At 51.0% G+C, this 15,278-nt stretch carries 13 protein-coding genes; 12 read left to right on the forward strand and 1 reads right to left on the reverse strand.

Going from position 1 to position 15,278, the window contains the following annotated elements; all coding sequences use genetic code 11:
• The first annotated feature begins 30 nt into the window (after nucleotides 1-30).
• The 9 genes from atpE (at nucleotide 31) to DXB70_RS08360 (ending at nucleotide 9,238) form a co-directional block, all read left to right on the forward strand.
• Nucleotides 31-255, forward strand: coding sequence for an ATP synthase F0 subunit C (gene atpE / locus DXB70_RS08320; RefSeq protein WP_022359062.1), 225 nt, complete (start codon nucleotides 31-33; stop codon nucleotides 253-255).
• Nucleotides 256-286: 31 nt separating this feature from the next.
• Nucleotides 287-775 (forward strand): ATP synthase F0 subunit B, encoded by a 489-nt coding sequence (locus DXB70_RS08325; protein WP_118491621.1) that lies wholly within the window; start codon nucleotides 287-289, stop codon nucleotides 773-775.
• Nucleotides 762-2,831, forward strand: a complete 2,070-nt coding sequence (atpA, locus tag DXB70_RS08330; protein ID WP_118673126.1) for a F0F1 ATP synthase subunit alpha — start codon at nucleotides 762-764, stop codon at nucleotides 2,829-2,831. Before DXB70_RS08325 ends, atpA begins: the two co-directional genes overlap by 14 nt.
• A gap of 14 nt (nucleotides 2,832-2,845) precedes the next feature.
• The gene (gene atpG / locus DXB70_RS08335) at nucleotides 2,846-3,748 is read left to right on the forward strand and encodes an ATP synthase F1 subunit gamma (protein WP_107000517.1); all 903 of its coding nucleotides are present in this window, start codon (nucleotides 2,846-2,848) and stop codon (nucleotides 3,746-3,748) included.
• Between the two features lie 41 nt (nucleotides 3,749-3,789).
• Nucleotides 3,790-5,190, forward strand: coding sequence for a F0F1 ATP synthase subunit beta (gene atpD, locus DXB70_RS08340; protein ID WP_118673153.1), 1,401 nt, complete (start codon nucleotides 3,790-3,792; stop codon nucleotides 5,188-5,190).
• A gap of 6 nt (nucleotides 5,191-5,196) precedes the next feature.
• Nucleotides 5,197-5,610 carry an ATP synthase F1 subunit epsilon gene (gene atpC, locus DXB70_RS08345; RefSeq protein ID WP_118673127.1) on the forward strand — a complete coding sequence of 138 codons (414 nt, stop codon included), beginning with the start codon at nucleotides 5,197-5,199 and terminating at the stop codon, nucleotides 5,608-5,610.
• Nucleotides 5,611-5,704: 94 nt separating this feature from the next.
• Nucleotides 5,705-6,664 carry a LysR family transcriptional regulator gene (locus tag DXB70_RS08350; protein ID WP_107000515.1) on the forward strand — a complete coding sequence of 320 codons (960 nt, stop codon included), beginning with the start codon at nucleotides 5,705-5,707 and terminating at the stop codon, nucleotides 6,662-6,664.
• Between the two features lie 532 nt (nucleotides 6,665-7,196).
• Nucleotides 7,197-8,030, forward strand: a complete 834-nt coding sequence (locus DXB70_RS08355; protein ID WP_118673128.1) for an RNA methyltransferase — start codon at nucleotides 7,197-7,199, stop codon at nucleotides 8,028-8,030.
• Between the two features lie 107 nt (nucleotides 8,031-8,137).
• Nucleotides 8,138-9,238: a zinc ribbon domain-containing protein gene (locus DXB70_RS08360; RefSeq protein WP_118673129.1), complete on the forward strand. Its 1,101-nt coding sequence runs from the start codon at nucleotides 8,138-8,140 to the stop codon at nucleotides 9,236-9,238.
• Nucleotides 9,239-9,240: 2 nt separating this feature from the next.
• Here the strand turns inward: DXB70_RS08360 and DXB70_RS08365 are convergent, their stop codons facing one another.
• The gene (locus DXB70_RS08365) at nucleotides 9,241-10,134 is read right to left on the reverse strand and encodes a polysaccharide deacetylase family protein (protein ID WP_233430199.1); all 894 of its coding nucleotides are present in this window, start codon (nucleotides 10,132-10,134) and stop codon (nucleotides 9,241-9,243) included.
• 296 nt (nucleotides 10,135-10,430) lie between these two features.
• Between DXB70_RS08365 and DXB70_RS08370 the strand changes: the two genes are divergently transcribed.
• From DXB70_RS08370 to DXB70_RS08380, 3 genes are all read left to right on the forward strand, one after another.
• Complete coding sequence (locus tag DXB70_RS08370) at nucleotides 10,431-11,717, forward strand: aminotransferase class I/II-fold pyridoxal phosphate-dependent enzyme (protein WP_117796177.1); 1,287 nt, start codon at nucleotides 10,431-10,433, stop codon at nucleotides 11,715-11,717.
• A gap of 149 nt (nucleotides 11,718-11,866) precedes the next feature.
• A complete protein-coding gene (locus DXB70_RS08375; protein WP_118673154.1) occupies nucleotides 11,867-12,304 on the forward strand; it encodes a GtrA family protein in 438 nt (145 codons plus the stop codon).
• A 105-nt stretch (nucleotides 12,305-12,409) separates the two neighbouring features.
• Entirely contained in the window at nucleotides 12,410-15,265 is a 2,856-nt protein-coding gene (locus DXB70_RS08380) for a YfhO family protein (protein WP_118673130.1), read from the forward strand.
• Nucleotides 15,266-15,278 lie beyond the last annotated feature (13 nt).

Here is a 15,278-nt window from a genome sequence, read left to right on the forward strand (position 1 = left end):
AATAGAAAATTACAAAAAGGAGACTTTATTATGGGTACAATCATTGCAATCGGAGCAGGTCTGGCAGTTCTTGCAGGCGCAGGAGCCGGAATTGGTATCGGAATCGCCACATCTAAGGCGACTGAGGCAGTCGCAAGACAGCCGGAGGCAGAGGGAAAAATCACAAAGATTCTATTGTTAGGTGCGGCACTTGCCGAGGCAACTGCTATTTATGGTTTCGTTATTGCCCTTTTGATTATTATTCTTTTAAGCTGATACGATAGAAAACGAAAGGTGGGGCAAGGCTATGTTACGGTTGGACATCAACCTGGTTTTTACGATCATCAACCTTTTAATCTGGTATGCAATTATCCGTATTTTCCTCTTTAAGCCGATCAACAAAGTGATCGATAAACGGAATGCAGCCATTCAGGAAAAGTATGATGAGGCGAAAAAGATGCAGGAAGAAGCGCAGGCGGAGAAAGAGAAATACGCAGCCTGCCAGGATGAAATAGAAGTAGAGAAAAACAAGGTGCTGGATGCGGCGCGTGCGAGTGCACGTGAGGAAGGACGCCAGCTGATTGAAAACGCCCAGAAAGAGGCAGATAAAGTCATCCGTAAGGCGGGCGAGGATGCACGCCGGGAGAAGGATAAGATGCTCGAACAGGCGAAGCATGAAATTTTGTCGCTGGTTCTGGACGCGGCGGCTGGTTCGATGAACAAGAAGTCGGATGACAGCGCTCTTTATGATGAGTTTTTGAAGAAAGCGGGTACGACGGAGAATGAAGAAACTTGATGTCTATTTACAAGAAATAAAGAGGCAGAAGATTTCTGTCGATGATCTGCAGCATGCGGCTGAGATACTGGCTGCGACACCGCAGCTTCCGGCAGAGCTTGAAAATCCGGATTTGACCCGTGAGAAGCGGGAAGATCTGGTTCGTAGCCTGTTTCCGCTGGCAGTCCGGGGAATCATCGAGGTGCTGGCACAGGATCAGACAATGAAAATGATGCCGGATCTGATTAAGGAAGCGGAGACGTTTGAAAAGCCGGATAAATATCTGCGCTGTGTGCTGGAATATGTCAAAGAGCCGGATGAAAAACAGGCAGCCGGAATCCGGAAATTTCTCTCGGAGAAATATCCGGGACGGGAACTCCGGATTGTGAAGGAAGAAAAGCCGGAGCTTGGAAGTGGTTTTATCCTCCGGGTCGGAAGTGAGGAATATGACTGGAGCACGGAGGGAAGAAAACGGGCACTGGCAGATAAATTAAAGAATCTGGTAAAAGAGCCGGATTCGGGTGATTTCCTTACCCAGAAGGGAATCATCGGGATTCTGAAAGGAAATCTGGATGGAATCGACATTTCAGCCCGTGAGATCGGTACGGTCAGCCGGGTGGGCGACGGCATCGCCTATGTGGATGGAATCGACCATGCGATGTACGGTGAGATTGTGGCGTTTGACGGCGATGTGAGAGGCATGGTACAGGATATCCGGTCGAAGGAGATCGGCTGCATCCTCTTTGGACATGCGAACACCATCGGAGAAGGAAGCCGCGCGATGCGGACCGGCAAGATGGCAGGTATACCGGTTGGCGAGGGATTTTTAGGGCGTGTTGTAGATGCGCTGGGCAATCCGATCGACAATAAAGGGGAGATTGAGGCAGCCGGATACCGTCCGGTGGAATCACCGGCGCCGGGTATTATCGAGCGTCAGTCAGTTGATACCCCGATGGAGACCGGTATCCTCTCGATCGATTCGATGTTCCCGATCGGACGCGGACAGCGTGAGCTGATCATTGGTGACCGCCAGACCGGTAAGACCTCGATCGCGGTAGATACGATGCTGAACCAAAAGGGAAAAGACGTGATCTGCATCTATGTGGCGATCGGTCAGAAGGCTTCAACGGTATCGAGACTGGTTCATACACTGGAAAAACACGGGGCGATGGAGTACAGCATCGTGCTGGCAGCGACGGCGAGTGATCCGGCGTCCTTACAGTATATCGCGCCGTATGCAGGAACGGCGCTGGCAGAATATTTCATGCATCAGGGAAAAGATGTTCTGATTGTCTATGACGATTTATCGAAACACGCGGTTGCGTACCGTGCACTGTCTCTTCTGATGGAACGTTCTCCGGGACGTGAGGCATATCCGGGCGATGTATTCTATCTGCATTCCCGTCTGCTGGAGCGCTCGGCGCGGCTTTCGGATGAGCTGGGCGGTGGTTCAATCACAGCGCTGCCGATTGTCGAGACACAGGCGGGCGATGTGTCGGCGTATATCCCGACCAACGTTATTTCCATCACAGATGGACAGATTTTCCTGGAAAGTTCGCTGTTCTTCGAGGGCATGCGCCCGGCGGTCAATGTAGGGCTTTCGGTATCGCGTGTCGGCGGCGCAGCGCAGACCAAGGCGATGAAGAAGGCAGCCGGAAGCGTACGTATCGACCTGGCACAGTACCGCGAGATGGAAGTATTTACACAGTTCAGTTCCGATCTGGATCCGGCAACCAAGGCACAGCTTGCCTACGGCAGCGGTCTGATGGAGCTGTTAAAACAGCCGCTTGAGCATCCGCTCTCGATGGAAGAGCAGGTTGTGATTCTGTATGCGGCAACGAGCCATCTGCTGGTAGATATTCCGAAGGAAAAGCTGAAAGCATTCCAGGGCGGGCTCTACGAATATATGAGAAGTTTCTACCCGCAGGTGGGCGATGCACTCCGCACGACGAAGACACTCAGCGATGATATCCAGCGAGAGATTGCGAAGGCGGTGGGCGAGTACAAGGCAAAATTCCTGAAAGCACAGGGAAATGCGCCGGAGGCAGCAGCGGATGCAAAACCGGATAAGCAGTAAGGCGGTGATGGAAGATGGCAGGACTCAGAGAGATCCAGAACCGGATCCGGAGTATTCAGGATACGCGCAAGATCACGAATGCGATGTACCTGATATCTTCGACAAAATTAAAGAAAGCCAGAAAAGAACTGGCAGAGACGGAGCCGTATTTCTATGCATTGCAAAATGTCATCCGGCGTATCCAGAGGCATCTGCCGAACATGGAAAGTCCCTATTTTGAAAAAGAAGGGCACCAGTCGAAGAAAACGGGGCTGCTGGTTATTTCCGGCGATAAAGGGCTGGCGGGTGCTTATAACCATAACATCATGAAGATGGCGGATACATTTTTAAAGGATCCTTCCCGCGAGGTACATCTGTTTGTCATCGGTGAGACGGGGCGGCAGTTTTTTGCCTCCCAGCACATCCCGATTGAAGAAAATTTCCAGTATACGGCGCAGGATCCGACGTTTAACCGGGCAAGGTGGATTGCTGGAATGCTTCTGGAACGATATTTGTCGGGTGATTTGGATGAGATCCATGTCCTGTATACAAGAATGGAAAATGTGATGCAGAGTGTGGCGAAGGATAAAAGAGTGCTTCCGATTACCAAGCCGGATATGCATGGAATGGCGATTCCGGTCGATGTGCGGCTGGAGGAGTTTTCCCTCCGGCCAACGCCGGAGGAAGCGATGAATGCGATCGTTCCGAACTATGTAGCCGGATTTATCTACGGCGCGCTGGTTGAGTCGTTCTGCAGCGAGCAGAATGCCCGTATGATGGCGATGGATGCGGCGACGGATAATGCGGATGCACTTTTAAAAGATTTGAATACGATGTACAACCGGGCGCGGCAGGCGGCGATCACACAGGAGATCACCGAAGTATGCGGCGGCGCGGCTGCACAGAGACGAGAACGAGAAGAGGAGATGAGAGTGTGATGGGAGAACAGGCGGCAAAGACAAAAAAGACCGAAACCAGCCTGCCGGAAGGCAAGATTGTCCAGGTTTCCGGTCCGGTTGTCGATGTGAAATTTGAGAGCGGTCCCCTTCCGGAGATCCGGGACGCGCTCACAGTAGAAAATCAGGGAAAGACGTGTGTGATGGAAGCTGCCAAGCACATGGGAAATAATATCGTCCGCTGCATCATGCTGTCGGCAAGCGAGGGCTTGAGCCGTGACATGAAGGTAACACCGACGGGAGAAGGCATTTCCGTTCCGGTTGGCGAAAAGACGCTTGGACGTTTGTTTAATGTTTTAGGTGAGACGGTAGATGGAGGACAAAAGCTGGATGGTGAGGAGCACTGGTGTATTCACCGGGATCCGCCGCCATTTGAGGATCAGAGCCCGGTCGCGGAGATTCTGGAGACGGGCATCAAGGTTATTGATCTTCTGGCGCCGTATTCCAAGGGCGGAAAAGTCGGTCTGTTTGGCGGCGCGGGCGTCGGAAAAACAGTCCTGATTCAGGAGCTGATCCGGAATATTGCGATGGAGCAGGGCGGTTATTCTATCTTTACGGGTGTCGGTGAGCGTTCCCGTGAGGGCAATGACCTCTGGAGTGAGATGAAGGCATCCGGTGTTCTGGAAAAGACAGCGCTCGTGTTTGGACAGATGAACGAGCCGCCGGGAGCTCGTATGAGAGTTGCAGAGACCGGGCTTACGATGGCAGAATATTTCCGTGACAAAATGCACCGGAATGTGTTACTATTTATCGATAATATTTTCCGTTATGTACAGGCAGGTTCGGAGGTTTCAGCGCTGCTTGGGCGTATGCCGTCGGCGGTTGGTTATCAGCCAACGTTAGCGAATGAGATGGGCGAGCTGCAGGAGCGGATTGCCTCGACGAAAGATGGTTCGGTCACTTCAATCCAGGCAGTCTATGTACCGGCGGATGATTTAACCGATCCGGCACCGGCGACTACCTTTACCCATCTGGATGCGACTACGGTTCTTTCCAGAAAGATCGTAGAACAGGGTATCTACCCGGCGGTCGATCCGCTGGAATCCTCGTCCCGTATTCTGGAACCGGATGTGGTCGGAGAAGAACACTATGAGACGGCCAGACGGGTGCAGGAGATTTTGCAGAAATACAAGGAATTGCAGGATATCATTGCAATTCTGGGTATGGACGAGTTGTCTGAGGAAGATAAGCTGACCGTCGGCCGCGCAAGAAAGATACAGCGCTTCTTATCCCAGCCGTTCCATGTGGCGGAAAACTTTACCGGCGTACCGGGCAAGTATGTGCCGTTAAAGGATACCGTCAAGGGCTTTAAGGCAATTCTGGATGGTGAGATGGATGCGTACCCGGAGGCAGCATTCTTCAATGTCGGAACGATCGAAGATGTAGTGGCAAAGGCGAAGAATTTAGAGAAACAGGAGGCGTAGGAACGGATGGCAGATTTTCATGTAAAAATCATATCCAGCAACCGGACATTCTATGAGGGAGTCTGCCACTGTCTGATCCTTCCGGCGGTGGACGGTGAGATGGCTGTCATGGCGCACCATGAGAGTGAGATTGTGGCAGTCAAAGCGGGAGAAATGCGTTTCCAGACGACAGAGGACGGTCCGTGGGAGGCAGCAGTCGTCGGACAGGGCTTTTGCGAGATCGCCAACAACCGTGTTATGCTGCTGGCAGATACGATCGAGAAACCGGAGGAGATCGACCGGCTCCGGGCGCAGGAGGCATTAGAGCGTGCGAAAGAGCGGCTGCGCCAGAAACAGAGCATTTCCGAGTATTACAGCACCCGCGCGGCGATGGCGAGAGCGCTGGTTCGTCTGAAAGAGACGGAAAAATTTGTGGACTAAGTGCGTTAGAGGCGGATTTGAGCCTGATGTAATTTTGTGGCAGATGCGGTTCAGAAAGAAATGACAGAAAATCAGTAAGAATGGAGAACAGGGCATGACATTACTTCAGTTAAAATACGTGGTGGAGGTGGCGGCAGCCGGAACCATCAGCGGGGCAGCAAAAAAACTTTATATTGCACAGCCGAGCCTCACGGCGGCGATCAAGGAACTGGAGCATGAGATTGGATTTTCCCTGTTTACTCGCACGAACAAGGGTGTGGTGATTTCCCCGGACGGGGAAGAATTTCTGGGGTATGCGAGACAGGTGATCGAGCAGGCAAACCTGATCGAGGAGCGCTATTTTGGCGCTGTGCCGCAGAAACGTCAGTTCTGTGTCTCCACCCAGCACTATTCCTTTGCCGTTGAGGCGTTTGTCGATCTGATCCGCGAGTACGGCGGAGAAGAGTACGATTTCCGTATCCGCGAGACGCAGACGTATGAGCTGATTGAGGATGTGGCGAAGCTTAGGAGCGAGGTTGGCGTGCTGTATCTGAACCGTTTTAACGAGACGGTGATCCGCAAGACGCTGCGGGAACACGACCTCAAATTTACGCGGCTTTTTATGGCAAAACCGCATGTATTTATCGGTGCGGCCAATCCGCTTGCAAGCCGCAGTTCTATCACCCTGTCGGATTTGGAACCTTATCCGCGTCTGTCCTATGAGCAGGGCGAGCACAATTCCTTTTATTTCTCCGAGGAGATCCTCAGCACGCTGGACAGCCGCAAGGACATTCTGGTGTCCGACCGCGCGACCCTGTTTAATCTTCTGATCGGGCTGAATGGGTATACGATCTGCAGCGGTGTCATCAATGAGGAACTGAACGGACCGAATATTGTAGCGATTCCGCTTGATGTGGACGATTATATGGAGATCGGTTACATTACCCACAATCGCGTGACACCGGGACGGTTTGCGGGACTGTATATTGAGGCGTTGAAGCGGAGAGTGGGAGTGCCGGTTCCCAAAGTGTCTACCCGTGAACCAATAACCAGAATTCCTGTTTCCGACAGGTGATTTTTTGGTTTGACTTTTTTTAAAACAGGAAATATAATAATACCGAAACGAGTAGCAAACGAGTGTAAATCCAGCTTTTGCTGCTCTTTTTTTATTATTTCATAAAGAATGTGCCAAGGTGCATTTTTTATGAAATTTCATAAAAATGCCATTAAAAAGTGTGTTGCAAAATAAATGCTTTTGAAATAAAGTCTTCCGGAATGGGAAAACATGAGTCAATCCGAGAGTCTTACAGAAAATATTCAAGGAATGTGCATAACCTATATTTGCTGTCACAGAAAGATGTGGGGAAAGAGGAAAATTTATTGTTGAAACCGTTTTATTTGCTGCCATTTTTAATGTGACAAATCGCAATCTTTTGCCGAAGATAGATTTATATGGAAATAGGAACGAAATCGGAAAGAGGATGATAGAATGCGGCAGAATAGAGGAATGATTTCATGTCAGCGTCCATAATCAGCACTTCCTTTTTGTAAGAAATGTGGTATACTCGATAGAACATGAAAACCATATTAAAAAGGTGAAAAGCAGAATGAATCATATTTCAATTACAACCCTGGAAGCGCCGGAGCTGGATATCTACGCCCGGCTGAGCGAGGGGCAGTTATTTCATTATAATGAACCAAAGGAAGGTCTTTTCATTGCGGAAAGCCCGAAGGTCATCGGGCGGGCGCTCGACGCGGGATATGAGCCGGTTTCTTTTCTGATGGAAGAACGCCATATTGAGACAGAAGGGCGGGAGATTCTGGAACGCCCGGAGTGTGCGGGAGTGCCTGTGTTTACGGCACCATTTGATGTGTTGACGCGCCTGACCGGCTTTAAACTGACGCGCGGGATGCTGTGTGCGGTGAAACGGAAGAAAATGCCGGGGAGCGAGGAAATCTGTGCAGATGCCAGACGGATCGCGATTCTTGAGAATGTAGAAAATCCTACGAATGTGGGGGCGATTTTCCGGTCAGCGGCGGCGCTCTTTATGGATGCGGTGCTTCTGACACCGGGATGCAGTGACCCGCTGTACCGCCGCGCAAGCCGTGTCAGTATGGGAACAGTGTTTCAGGTGCCGTGGACGTACATTCCGAAGGGCGACTGGGCGGAGAACAGTATGGAAACGCTTAAGAAGCTGGGATTTCTCACGGCGGCGATGGCGCTCAGTGACCGTTCCGTGAGTATCGCGGATCCGGCGCTTTCGCAGGAAGAAAAATTAGCAATCATTCTCGGAACCGAGGGTGACGGGTTGGCGGCATCGACGATCGCGGCGTGCGATTACACCGTGAAAATCCCGATGTCACACGGTGTGGATTCGCTCAACGTGGCAGCAGCGAGTGCAGTGGCGTTCTGGCAGCTGGGCATGGGAAATAGGAAATAAAGTTCTGGCTGTGTAAAAAAAATGTACATTGGTTAAATGCGTTTCAAATGCCAGAAATGAGTGCGGAAATGGATGGAAAGAATCGTTTGGAGGAAGGAGAAAATAGAATGAAGTGTCCAAAATGCGGACAGGAAGCAGTTGGGAATTTTTGCAGTAACTGCGGAACTCCGCTTGTAAATGATACAGTACGCCGAGAACAGGAAACGGTGGGAAGAAAGCCGGAAAATAGCTATGACGACGGTAATTCAGAACAGCGGAATCCAGCTCGGATGGAATCGGATGAGAAAAAGGCGGAATCAGGCTCTGGATCGAAACGAAACAGTCAGGAAAAGCGGAGCAGCCAGAGTCAGGACGCACAGAAGCGTGAGGAAGAGCGCCGCGACAATGAACGCTGCCAATCCCAGGCACAGGAGGATGCCCGCCGTGACCGTGAAGCGGCATCGCGCAGACGACAGGACGCGAGACGTTCTTCTTCCAGCGCGAAAGAGGATAAGCGGGATGCAAAACAGCAGAAGCAGATGGAAAAACGCCTTCATGCTCTGGAGTCGGAGCGGGAGCGCTCAGAGCGTCAGAAAAACCGGATGGAGCGCAGCCACCAGCGGGAACTGGAACGCCAGTCCCGGGAGGCAGAGCGCACCAGACGGGCGGCGGAGCGCAGTGAGGCGCATACGCAGAGTGACTCAAATGACGGTCCGTCCGTGCTGGATGTGACGGCAGCCGGAGTAACTGGCGTGGTTGTGCTGATGGCGCGCGTGATGCAGGCAGCCAGTTTTCTTCTGATGGCGGGAATCACCTGGGCGAATGCGAAGGCATTTCGGTATGGCGGCGACGATCTGGGTTATATCGGAACTATGATTACCGAGGAAAATTATGGTCTGGGACTCTATGTAGGGATTGGCGTATTTCTGGTACTGATGGGCGCGATCTGGTGCCTGTGGATTCTGTCAGGCAAGCACGCGGGTGGTAAAGTACGGCTGCAAAAATACGATACGGGGCGCGGATTTATCCCGTTTATAATCATCCTTGTTCTGGTATTAGTAGCCGGTCCGGCAGCGTACCTGATGCCGAAGAATGCGGGCAGCTTACAGCCGATTGTGGACGGCGGCTATGCGGCGCTGGAGGCGATCAATGCGAACCACGGATTTCTGCTGTTCTGCAGCATCGGAGGCGCGATCCTTTCGTTTATCCGGAAAATGCTGCTGGTATAATTTTATAATTCATCTAATTGCCCGAACTGATACCCCATTTCCTCCCATTTTGCCAGAAGTTCATCGAGAATCTGAGCGTTGGTCTGCGAAGTGCTGTGCAGAAGGACGATCGCGCCGGGGTGGATGCGCGTCAGAAGCTTGGAAAATGCTTCTTCTTTGGATGGCTGCTGATCCTGCATCCAGTCCACATAGGCGAGACTCCAGAAAAAGGTCTTGTAGCCGAGCTCCTTTGCCATCTGCAGGTTCGATTCACTGTATTTGCCCTGCGGCGGACGGTAATATTTTTTCATTGTCTGCCCGGTGACGGACTGGTAGAGTGTTTCCAGGGCAGTCAGCTCCTTTTCAAATGCTGCTTTGTCGGAAATGCGGGACATATCGGGATGGTGATACGTGTGGTTGGCGACGGTGTGACCCTCTGCGATCATTTGTTTTACCAGTTCAGGACTGGTTTCGAGATAGTTGCCGACGACGAAAAAGGTTGCCGGGACATGGTGTTTTTTCAGTGCTTCCAGAATGGCAGGTGTGCAGCCGTTTTCATATCCGGCGTCGAAGGTCAGATAGATGACGGGCTTGGAGGTATCGCCTACATAGAAAGCATCAAAATTTTTTAAAGTGTCGGCGGAGGCATTGCCGACCGGTGTCTGCCCTGGACTGGGAAATCCAAGTCCCCAGTTTCCATCTGCGGAAACCGGAATCGAACCGGAATCAAAGGCAGGCGGGAGCGAGCCACAGGCGATAACAGGCGCTGAAACCGTGTGCCCGGATGGACGGCGCAGGAAATGTGCGGCAGTCTGCCCGGCGAAGAAAGCGATGGCAAACAGGGCGGGAACCAGCAGCGGGGAAATGATGTGCCGGAAACGTGATGGAACAAAATGCATGGGAAAATGAATGAACATGATGTGACCTGAAAGATATATTTTCATAAATATATGAAAGAAGGGGGAACATCATGTTTTTATTATAATTTGCTGTCCGTGAAATGCACCGAATCGGAAAAACCAAGCGGTACCATATAACAAATTTTATGTGCTGACATAACAAATTAATGCTTGTCATGCCCTTTGTACCTATGTTATTATTATAACGATGCTTAGATGAGATGCTCCGAACCCTTGAACAAGGGGAGCTGGATGAAAAGCAGACCATGAAATTATGATGAAATAAATAAGAGAAACAAGGAGGATGTTGAAGGATGAAGCCTTATAGCGAGATGACGAAAGAAGAACTTCTGGAACTTAAGCGTGATCTGAGCGATCAGTACCGGGAGTTTCAGGGCAAGAATCTGACGCTGGATATGTCACGCGGTAAGCCAAGTGCAGAGCAGCTTGATTTATCGATGGGAATGATGGACGTACTGAGCAGCGACAGTGATCTGACCTGCGAAGATGGGACAGACTGCCGCAATTACGGCGGTCTGGACGGTATCAGCGAGGCGAAGGAGCTGTTAGCGGATATGATCGAGGTTCCGGCTGACAATATCATTATCTATGGAAACTCCAGCCTGAACGTAATGTACGACACCATCTCCCGTTCTGTGACTCATGGCGTTATGGGAAATACCCCGTGGTGCAAGCTTGACAAGGTTAAATTCCTGTGTCCGGTACCGGGATATGACAGACATTTCTCCATTACTGAATATTTTGGCATCGAGATGATCAACATTCCGATGACCGCAGATGGTCCGGATATGGATCTGGTAGAGCAGTATGTGACAACCGACCCGACCGTAAAGGGAATCTGGTGCGTTCCGAAGTACTCTAACCCGACCGGCAATTCCTACTCCGATCAGACGGTACGCCGTCTGGCACGCATGCATCCGGCTGCTCCGGATTTCCGTATCTACTGGGACAATGCATACGGTATCCATCATTTATATGACGATGAGCAGGATCATGTGCTGGAGATTCTGGCAGAATGTAAGAAAGCCGGTAACCCGGATATGGTTTACAAATTCTCTTCAACTTCCAAGATTACCTTCCCGGGTTCTGGTATTGCGGCAATCGCAACTTCCCACAACAACCTGGACGATATCAAGAAGCAGTTAAAGATCCAGACTATCGGTCATGATAAGGTGAATCAGCTCCGCCACGTGCGTTTCTTCAAGGATATCCACGGCATGGTAGAGCACATGAGAAAGCACGCCAACATCCTGCGTCCGAAATTCGAGGCTGTTGAGAACATTCTCGACCGCGAGTTAGGCGGACTGGAGATTGGTACCTGGACAAAACCGCACGGCGGCTACTTCATTTCCTTTGATTCCCTGAACGGCTGTGCGAAGGAGATCGTTGCGAAGTGCAAGAAAGCAGGCGTTGTTATGACCGGAGCCGGTGCAACTTATCCATATGGCAAGGATCCGGAAGACCGCAACATCCGTATTGCTCCGTCCTATCCGCCGCTGCAGGATCTGATCATTGCAACTGAGCTCTTCACTCTCTGCGTGAAGCTGGTCAGCGTAAACAAGCTGTTAGAGGAAATGTAATAGCAGGAGTAACTGTAAATGCAGAAGACAGTTACGTTTCAATCATAAAACTGCCGGATCAGAGTCCGGTGTGTTACAGAAAGTACAGGAATTGTATGGGGATGTCGAAGGACCGCTGCCCATACAATTCTTTTTTCGGAGAAAAAGTGATGATAAAGGAAAAATTATCCCTGCTCTGGGGAAAGTTTGTAAACAGGGAGACGATATCGTATCTGATATTTGGTGTCCTGACGACGCTGGTGGACTGGATTTCCTATGCGGTTTTCCGCCACAACGGCATGAACTACCGTATGGCGACGATCTGCTGTCAGGCGGCGGCGATCCTGTTTGCATATGTGACAAACAAGATCTGGGTATTCCGAAGCTACAATTTCCGCCCGTTATATCTTCTTAAGGAAATGGCTTCGTTTTTCTCCTGCCGTATTCTCACATCGGTGTTCACGTATGTGGCGATGATCGTGATGGTAGACGGCATGGGAATCAAACAGGATATGATCTGTAAGATTGTGGTATCAGCGATCTCGCTGGTGCTGAATTATATTTGCAGTAAATTATTTATTTTCAAAAAGAAAGAATCCTCGAAATAGGGCTGTGTGGGGAAATGACAGCGGAAATGGATGCTGAAGACAGACCGGAAAAGCCGGAAAGAGTAGAGAAAACGCCGCCTGAACAGGATTCTGGATGGAGGGAAGATGGAGCAAAGAGAACGAGACGAAAGTTCCAGTAAACTGGAAGAAGCACTCAGGGAGCTTACGGGAGCGGAAACAACGGGGAAAATAGAGGAGTATGAGAACGAGCGGGAAGGTGCGGACGTGGATTCGGAGACCGCCTGTACAGATATGAGACGCGCTGAACGAATGCCGGCCTGGAGACAGGAAGAAGATGCCAGAAAATCTAAACTTTCAGAGTCCAGAGCAGATGTCGTTAATGAGTTGAATGATGATGACTGGGAGCAGGAAGAATTAGATGAATTAGATGAGTGGGATGAACCAGCGAAATCACCCCGCGGAATGGGCCGCCTGGCTGCGGTTTTCCGTCCGTCGGATGATCTCCTGGCGGCATTTTTCCTGCCGGTGGTGATTTTGATACTGATTTTTGCATACCGCGGTATTTTCCCTTTTGGGCAGGAAAGCTTCCTGCGGACGGATATGTACCACCAGTATGCGCCATTTTTCTCGGAATTCCGGCATAAGCTTTTAAGTGGCGAGAGCCTGCTTTACAGCTGGGATGTCGGCATGGGCGTAAACTTTGCCGCGCTCTATGCGTACTATCTGGCGAGCCCGTTCAACTGGCTGCTGCTGTTATGCCCGTCGTCCCTGATTATCGAATTTATGACCTACATGATCGTGTTCAAGAGCGGTCTGGCGGGTCTTTTGATGGCGTGGTATCTGAAAAAGCACACGGGTTCGCAGAAGTTTGGAGCGTGCTATTTCGGCGTATTCTATGCGCTGTCCGGCTATATGGCGGCGTATAGCTGGAATATCATGTGGCTGGACTGCATCGTGCTGCTGCCGCTGATCCTGCACGGCCTGGAGCGGCTGGTGCGCGAAAAAAAAGGGCTTTTTTACTGCCTGATGCTGGGACTTTCAATCTTGTCCAATTACTATATATCAATTATGATATGCCTTTTCATGATGATTTACTATGTGGCGCTCCTGTTTCTGGAGAAACGGTCAGGGTGGAAAGATTGTCTGCACAGCTTTTTCCTGTTTGGCATGTATTCACTTTTGGCGGGCGCGCTGGCGGCGGGGGTGCTTCTGCCGGAGATTGCGGCGCTTCAGAGTACGGCATCGGGGGATTTTAATTTTCCGACTACGCTGGAAATCTACTTCCCGATCTTTGACATGATCGCACGGCACATCGGAAATGTACAGGTGGAGACGGGACTCGACCATTGGCCGAACCTCTACTGCGGCGTGGCAGTGTATATTTTTATGGGACTGTATTTCTTAAACCGCCGGATTGCGATCCGGGAAAAGGTGGTGTACGGTGTACTGCTGCTCTTTTTCTATGCCAGCTTTTCATTCAACGTGCTGAATTTTATCTGGCATGGCTTCCATTATCCGAACAGCCTGCCGTGCCGCCAGTCGTTTATCTATATCGCGCTGGTGCTGACGATGTGTTTCCGGGCGTATCTATATCTGGATGAAATATCCAAACGGCAGTTTGCCGGGGTGACATCCGCCGCGATTGGCTACGTGATTCTGGCAGAAAAGCTGGTGACGGACGATGCGTTTGAGCCGGTTGTCTGGTATGTGGCAGTGGTGCTTCTGCTGCTGTATCTGGGCGTCTTTTATTTCTATCAAAATAAAGAACATTTCGCGTTCACGGCGGCGCTTCTGGCGATGGCGCTGGTAAGTGTGGAGGCGCTTGCCAATATGGCGGCAACGAGTATTCCGACGACGAGCCGGACTGATTATGTGGCAGACAATCAGGATGTTGCAGCGGTGACAGAGCCGCTCAAAAAGACGGAATTTTACCGGATTGATAAAACGAATGCGCGCACGAAAAATGATGGCGCGTGGATGCATTTTCCATCCGTATCTCTGTTTTCATCGGTGGCAAATGCCGGGATGACGGATTTCTTCAAACAGATGGGCTGCGAAGGTTCGACGAACGCATACAGCATCGTGGGAAGTACGCCGCTGGTGGATTCGTTATTTTCAATCAAATATGCACTCTATGAGGGCAAGCAGGACAATCCGCGCCTGTCGCTCTATGCATTTTCAGGTGACACGTACCTCTATGAGAATCCGTGGACGCTGCCGCTCGGCTTTATCCTGCCGGACATAGTAGAAACGGGCTGGAAACGCGATCTTTCTTCGCCAGCGGATGTCCAGAACGATTTATCGGATGTGCTGGGCGTGCCGGAGTGCCTGATTTTCACGGACGGGGAGGAGCAGGGGAATCGTTTTTCCTTTACAGCACCGGAAGATGGGGAGTATTATATAAGTGTCGCAAACCGTCAGATTGATTCGGTTAAACTGGATGTCGGCGGGGAGAGCCGCAGTATTGATACGCTGAAACGCGGGTATCTGGTGGAAACTGGATATGTGAAGGCAGGCACATTGATTCTGCTGGAGAGCAATGACAGTGTCGGAAGCATGGACGCGAGCGCGTACCGCTTTGACGAAGCCGGGCTGCGTGCGCTCTATGAGCGCCTCAACCAGCATCCATTTGAACTGGAAACATTGGGCGAGGAGGCGATGAAGGGCACGATCGACGCGGGCGAGGGCGGAACGCTGTTCCTCACGATCCCGTATGACGAGGGCTGGACGGTCACGGTGGATGGAAAAGAAGCTATCACGCGTCCGGTCTGGAAGGCATTTACCGGCGTGGAACTGACGGCGGGAACCCATACGGTGGAACTCAGGTATTATCCGCAGGGACTGCATGAGGGACTGCTGATCAGCGGAGGTGCGCTGTTTGTGCTGGCGGTGATTGTGGCTTCTATGTATATAAGGAAGAAGAAGCAGGGGAAAACTTCTGCAAAAATGAGAAGAACGGTGGAAAAAGAGCCGGATGGCGATTTGAAACTGAGAAATTGAGATACAAAATTTA

This window comes from Clostridium sp. OM05-5BH (assembly GCF_003481505.1).
Classification (GTDB): Bacteria; Bacillota; Clostridia; order Lachnospirales; family Lachnospiraceae; genus Otoolea; species Otoolea fessa.

What these genes read in the sequence shown, in the direction of transcription:
- DXB70_RS08325 (WP_118491621.1), top strand. Translation starts at nt 287, where the DNA reads ATGTTACGGTTGGACATCAACCTGGTTTTTACGATCATCAACCTTTTA.
- DXB70_RS08375 (WP_118673154.1), top strand. Translation starts at nt 11,867, where the DNA reads ATGATAAAGGAAAAATTATCCCTGCTCTGGGGAAAGTTTGTAAACAGG.
- atpC (WP_118673127.1), top strand. Translation starts at nt 5,197, where the DNA reads ATGGCAGATTTTCATGTAAAAATCATATCCAGCAACCGGACATTCTAT.
- DXB70_RS08365 (WP_233430199.1), bottom strand. Translation starts at nt 10,134, where the DNA reads ATGTTCATTCATTTTCCCATGCATTTTGTTCCATCACGTTTCCGGCAC.
- DXB70_RS08360 (WP_118673129.1), top strand. Translation starts at nt 8,138, where the DNA reads ATGAAGTGTCCAAAATGCGGACAGGAAGCAGTTGGGAATTTTTGCAGT.
- DXB70_RS08370 (WP_117796177.1), top strand. Translation starts at nt 10,431, where the DNA reads ATGAAGCCTTATAGCGAGATGACGAAAGAAGAACTTCTGGAACTTAAG.
- atpG (WP_107000517.1), top strand. Translation starts at nt 2,846, where the DNA reads ATGGCAGGACTCAGAGAGATCCAGAACCGGATCCGGAGTATTCAGGAT.
- atpA (WP_118673126.1), top strand. Translation starts at nt 762, where the DNA reads ATGAAGAAACTTGATGTCTATTTACAAGAAATAAAGAGGCAGAAGATT.
- DXB70_RS08355 (WP_118673128.1), top strand. Translation starts at nt 7,197, where the DNA reads ATGAATCATATTTCAATTACAACCCTGGAAGCGCCGGAGCTGGATATC.
- atpE (WP_022359062.1), top strand. Translation starts at nt 31, where the DNA reads ATGGGTACAATCATTGCAATCGGAGCAGGTCTGGCAGTTCTTGCAGGC.
- DXB70_RS08380 (WP_118673130.1), top strand. Translation starts at nt 12,410, where the DNA reads ATGGAGCAAAGAGAACGAGACGAAAGTTCCAGTAAACTGGAAGAAGCA.
- DXB70_RS08350 (WP_107000515.1), top strand. Translation starts at nt 5,705, where the DNA reads ATGACATTACTTCAGTTAAAATACGTGGTGGAGGTGGCGGCAGCCGGA.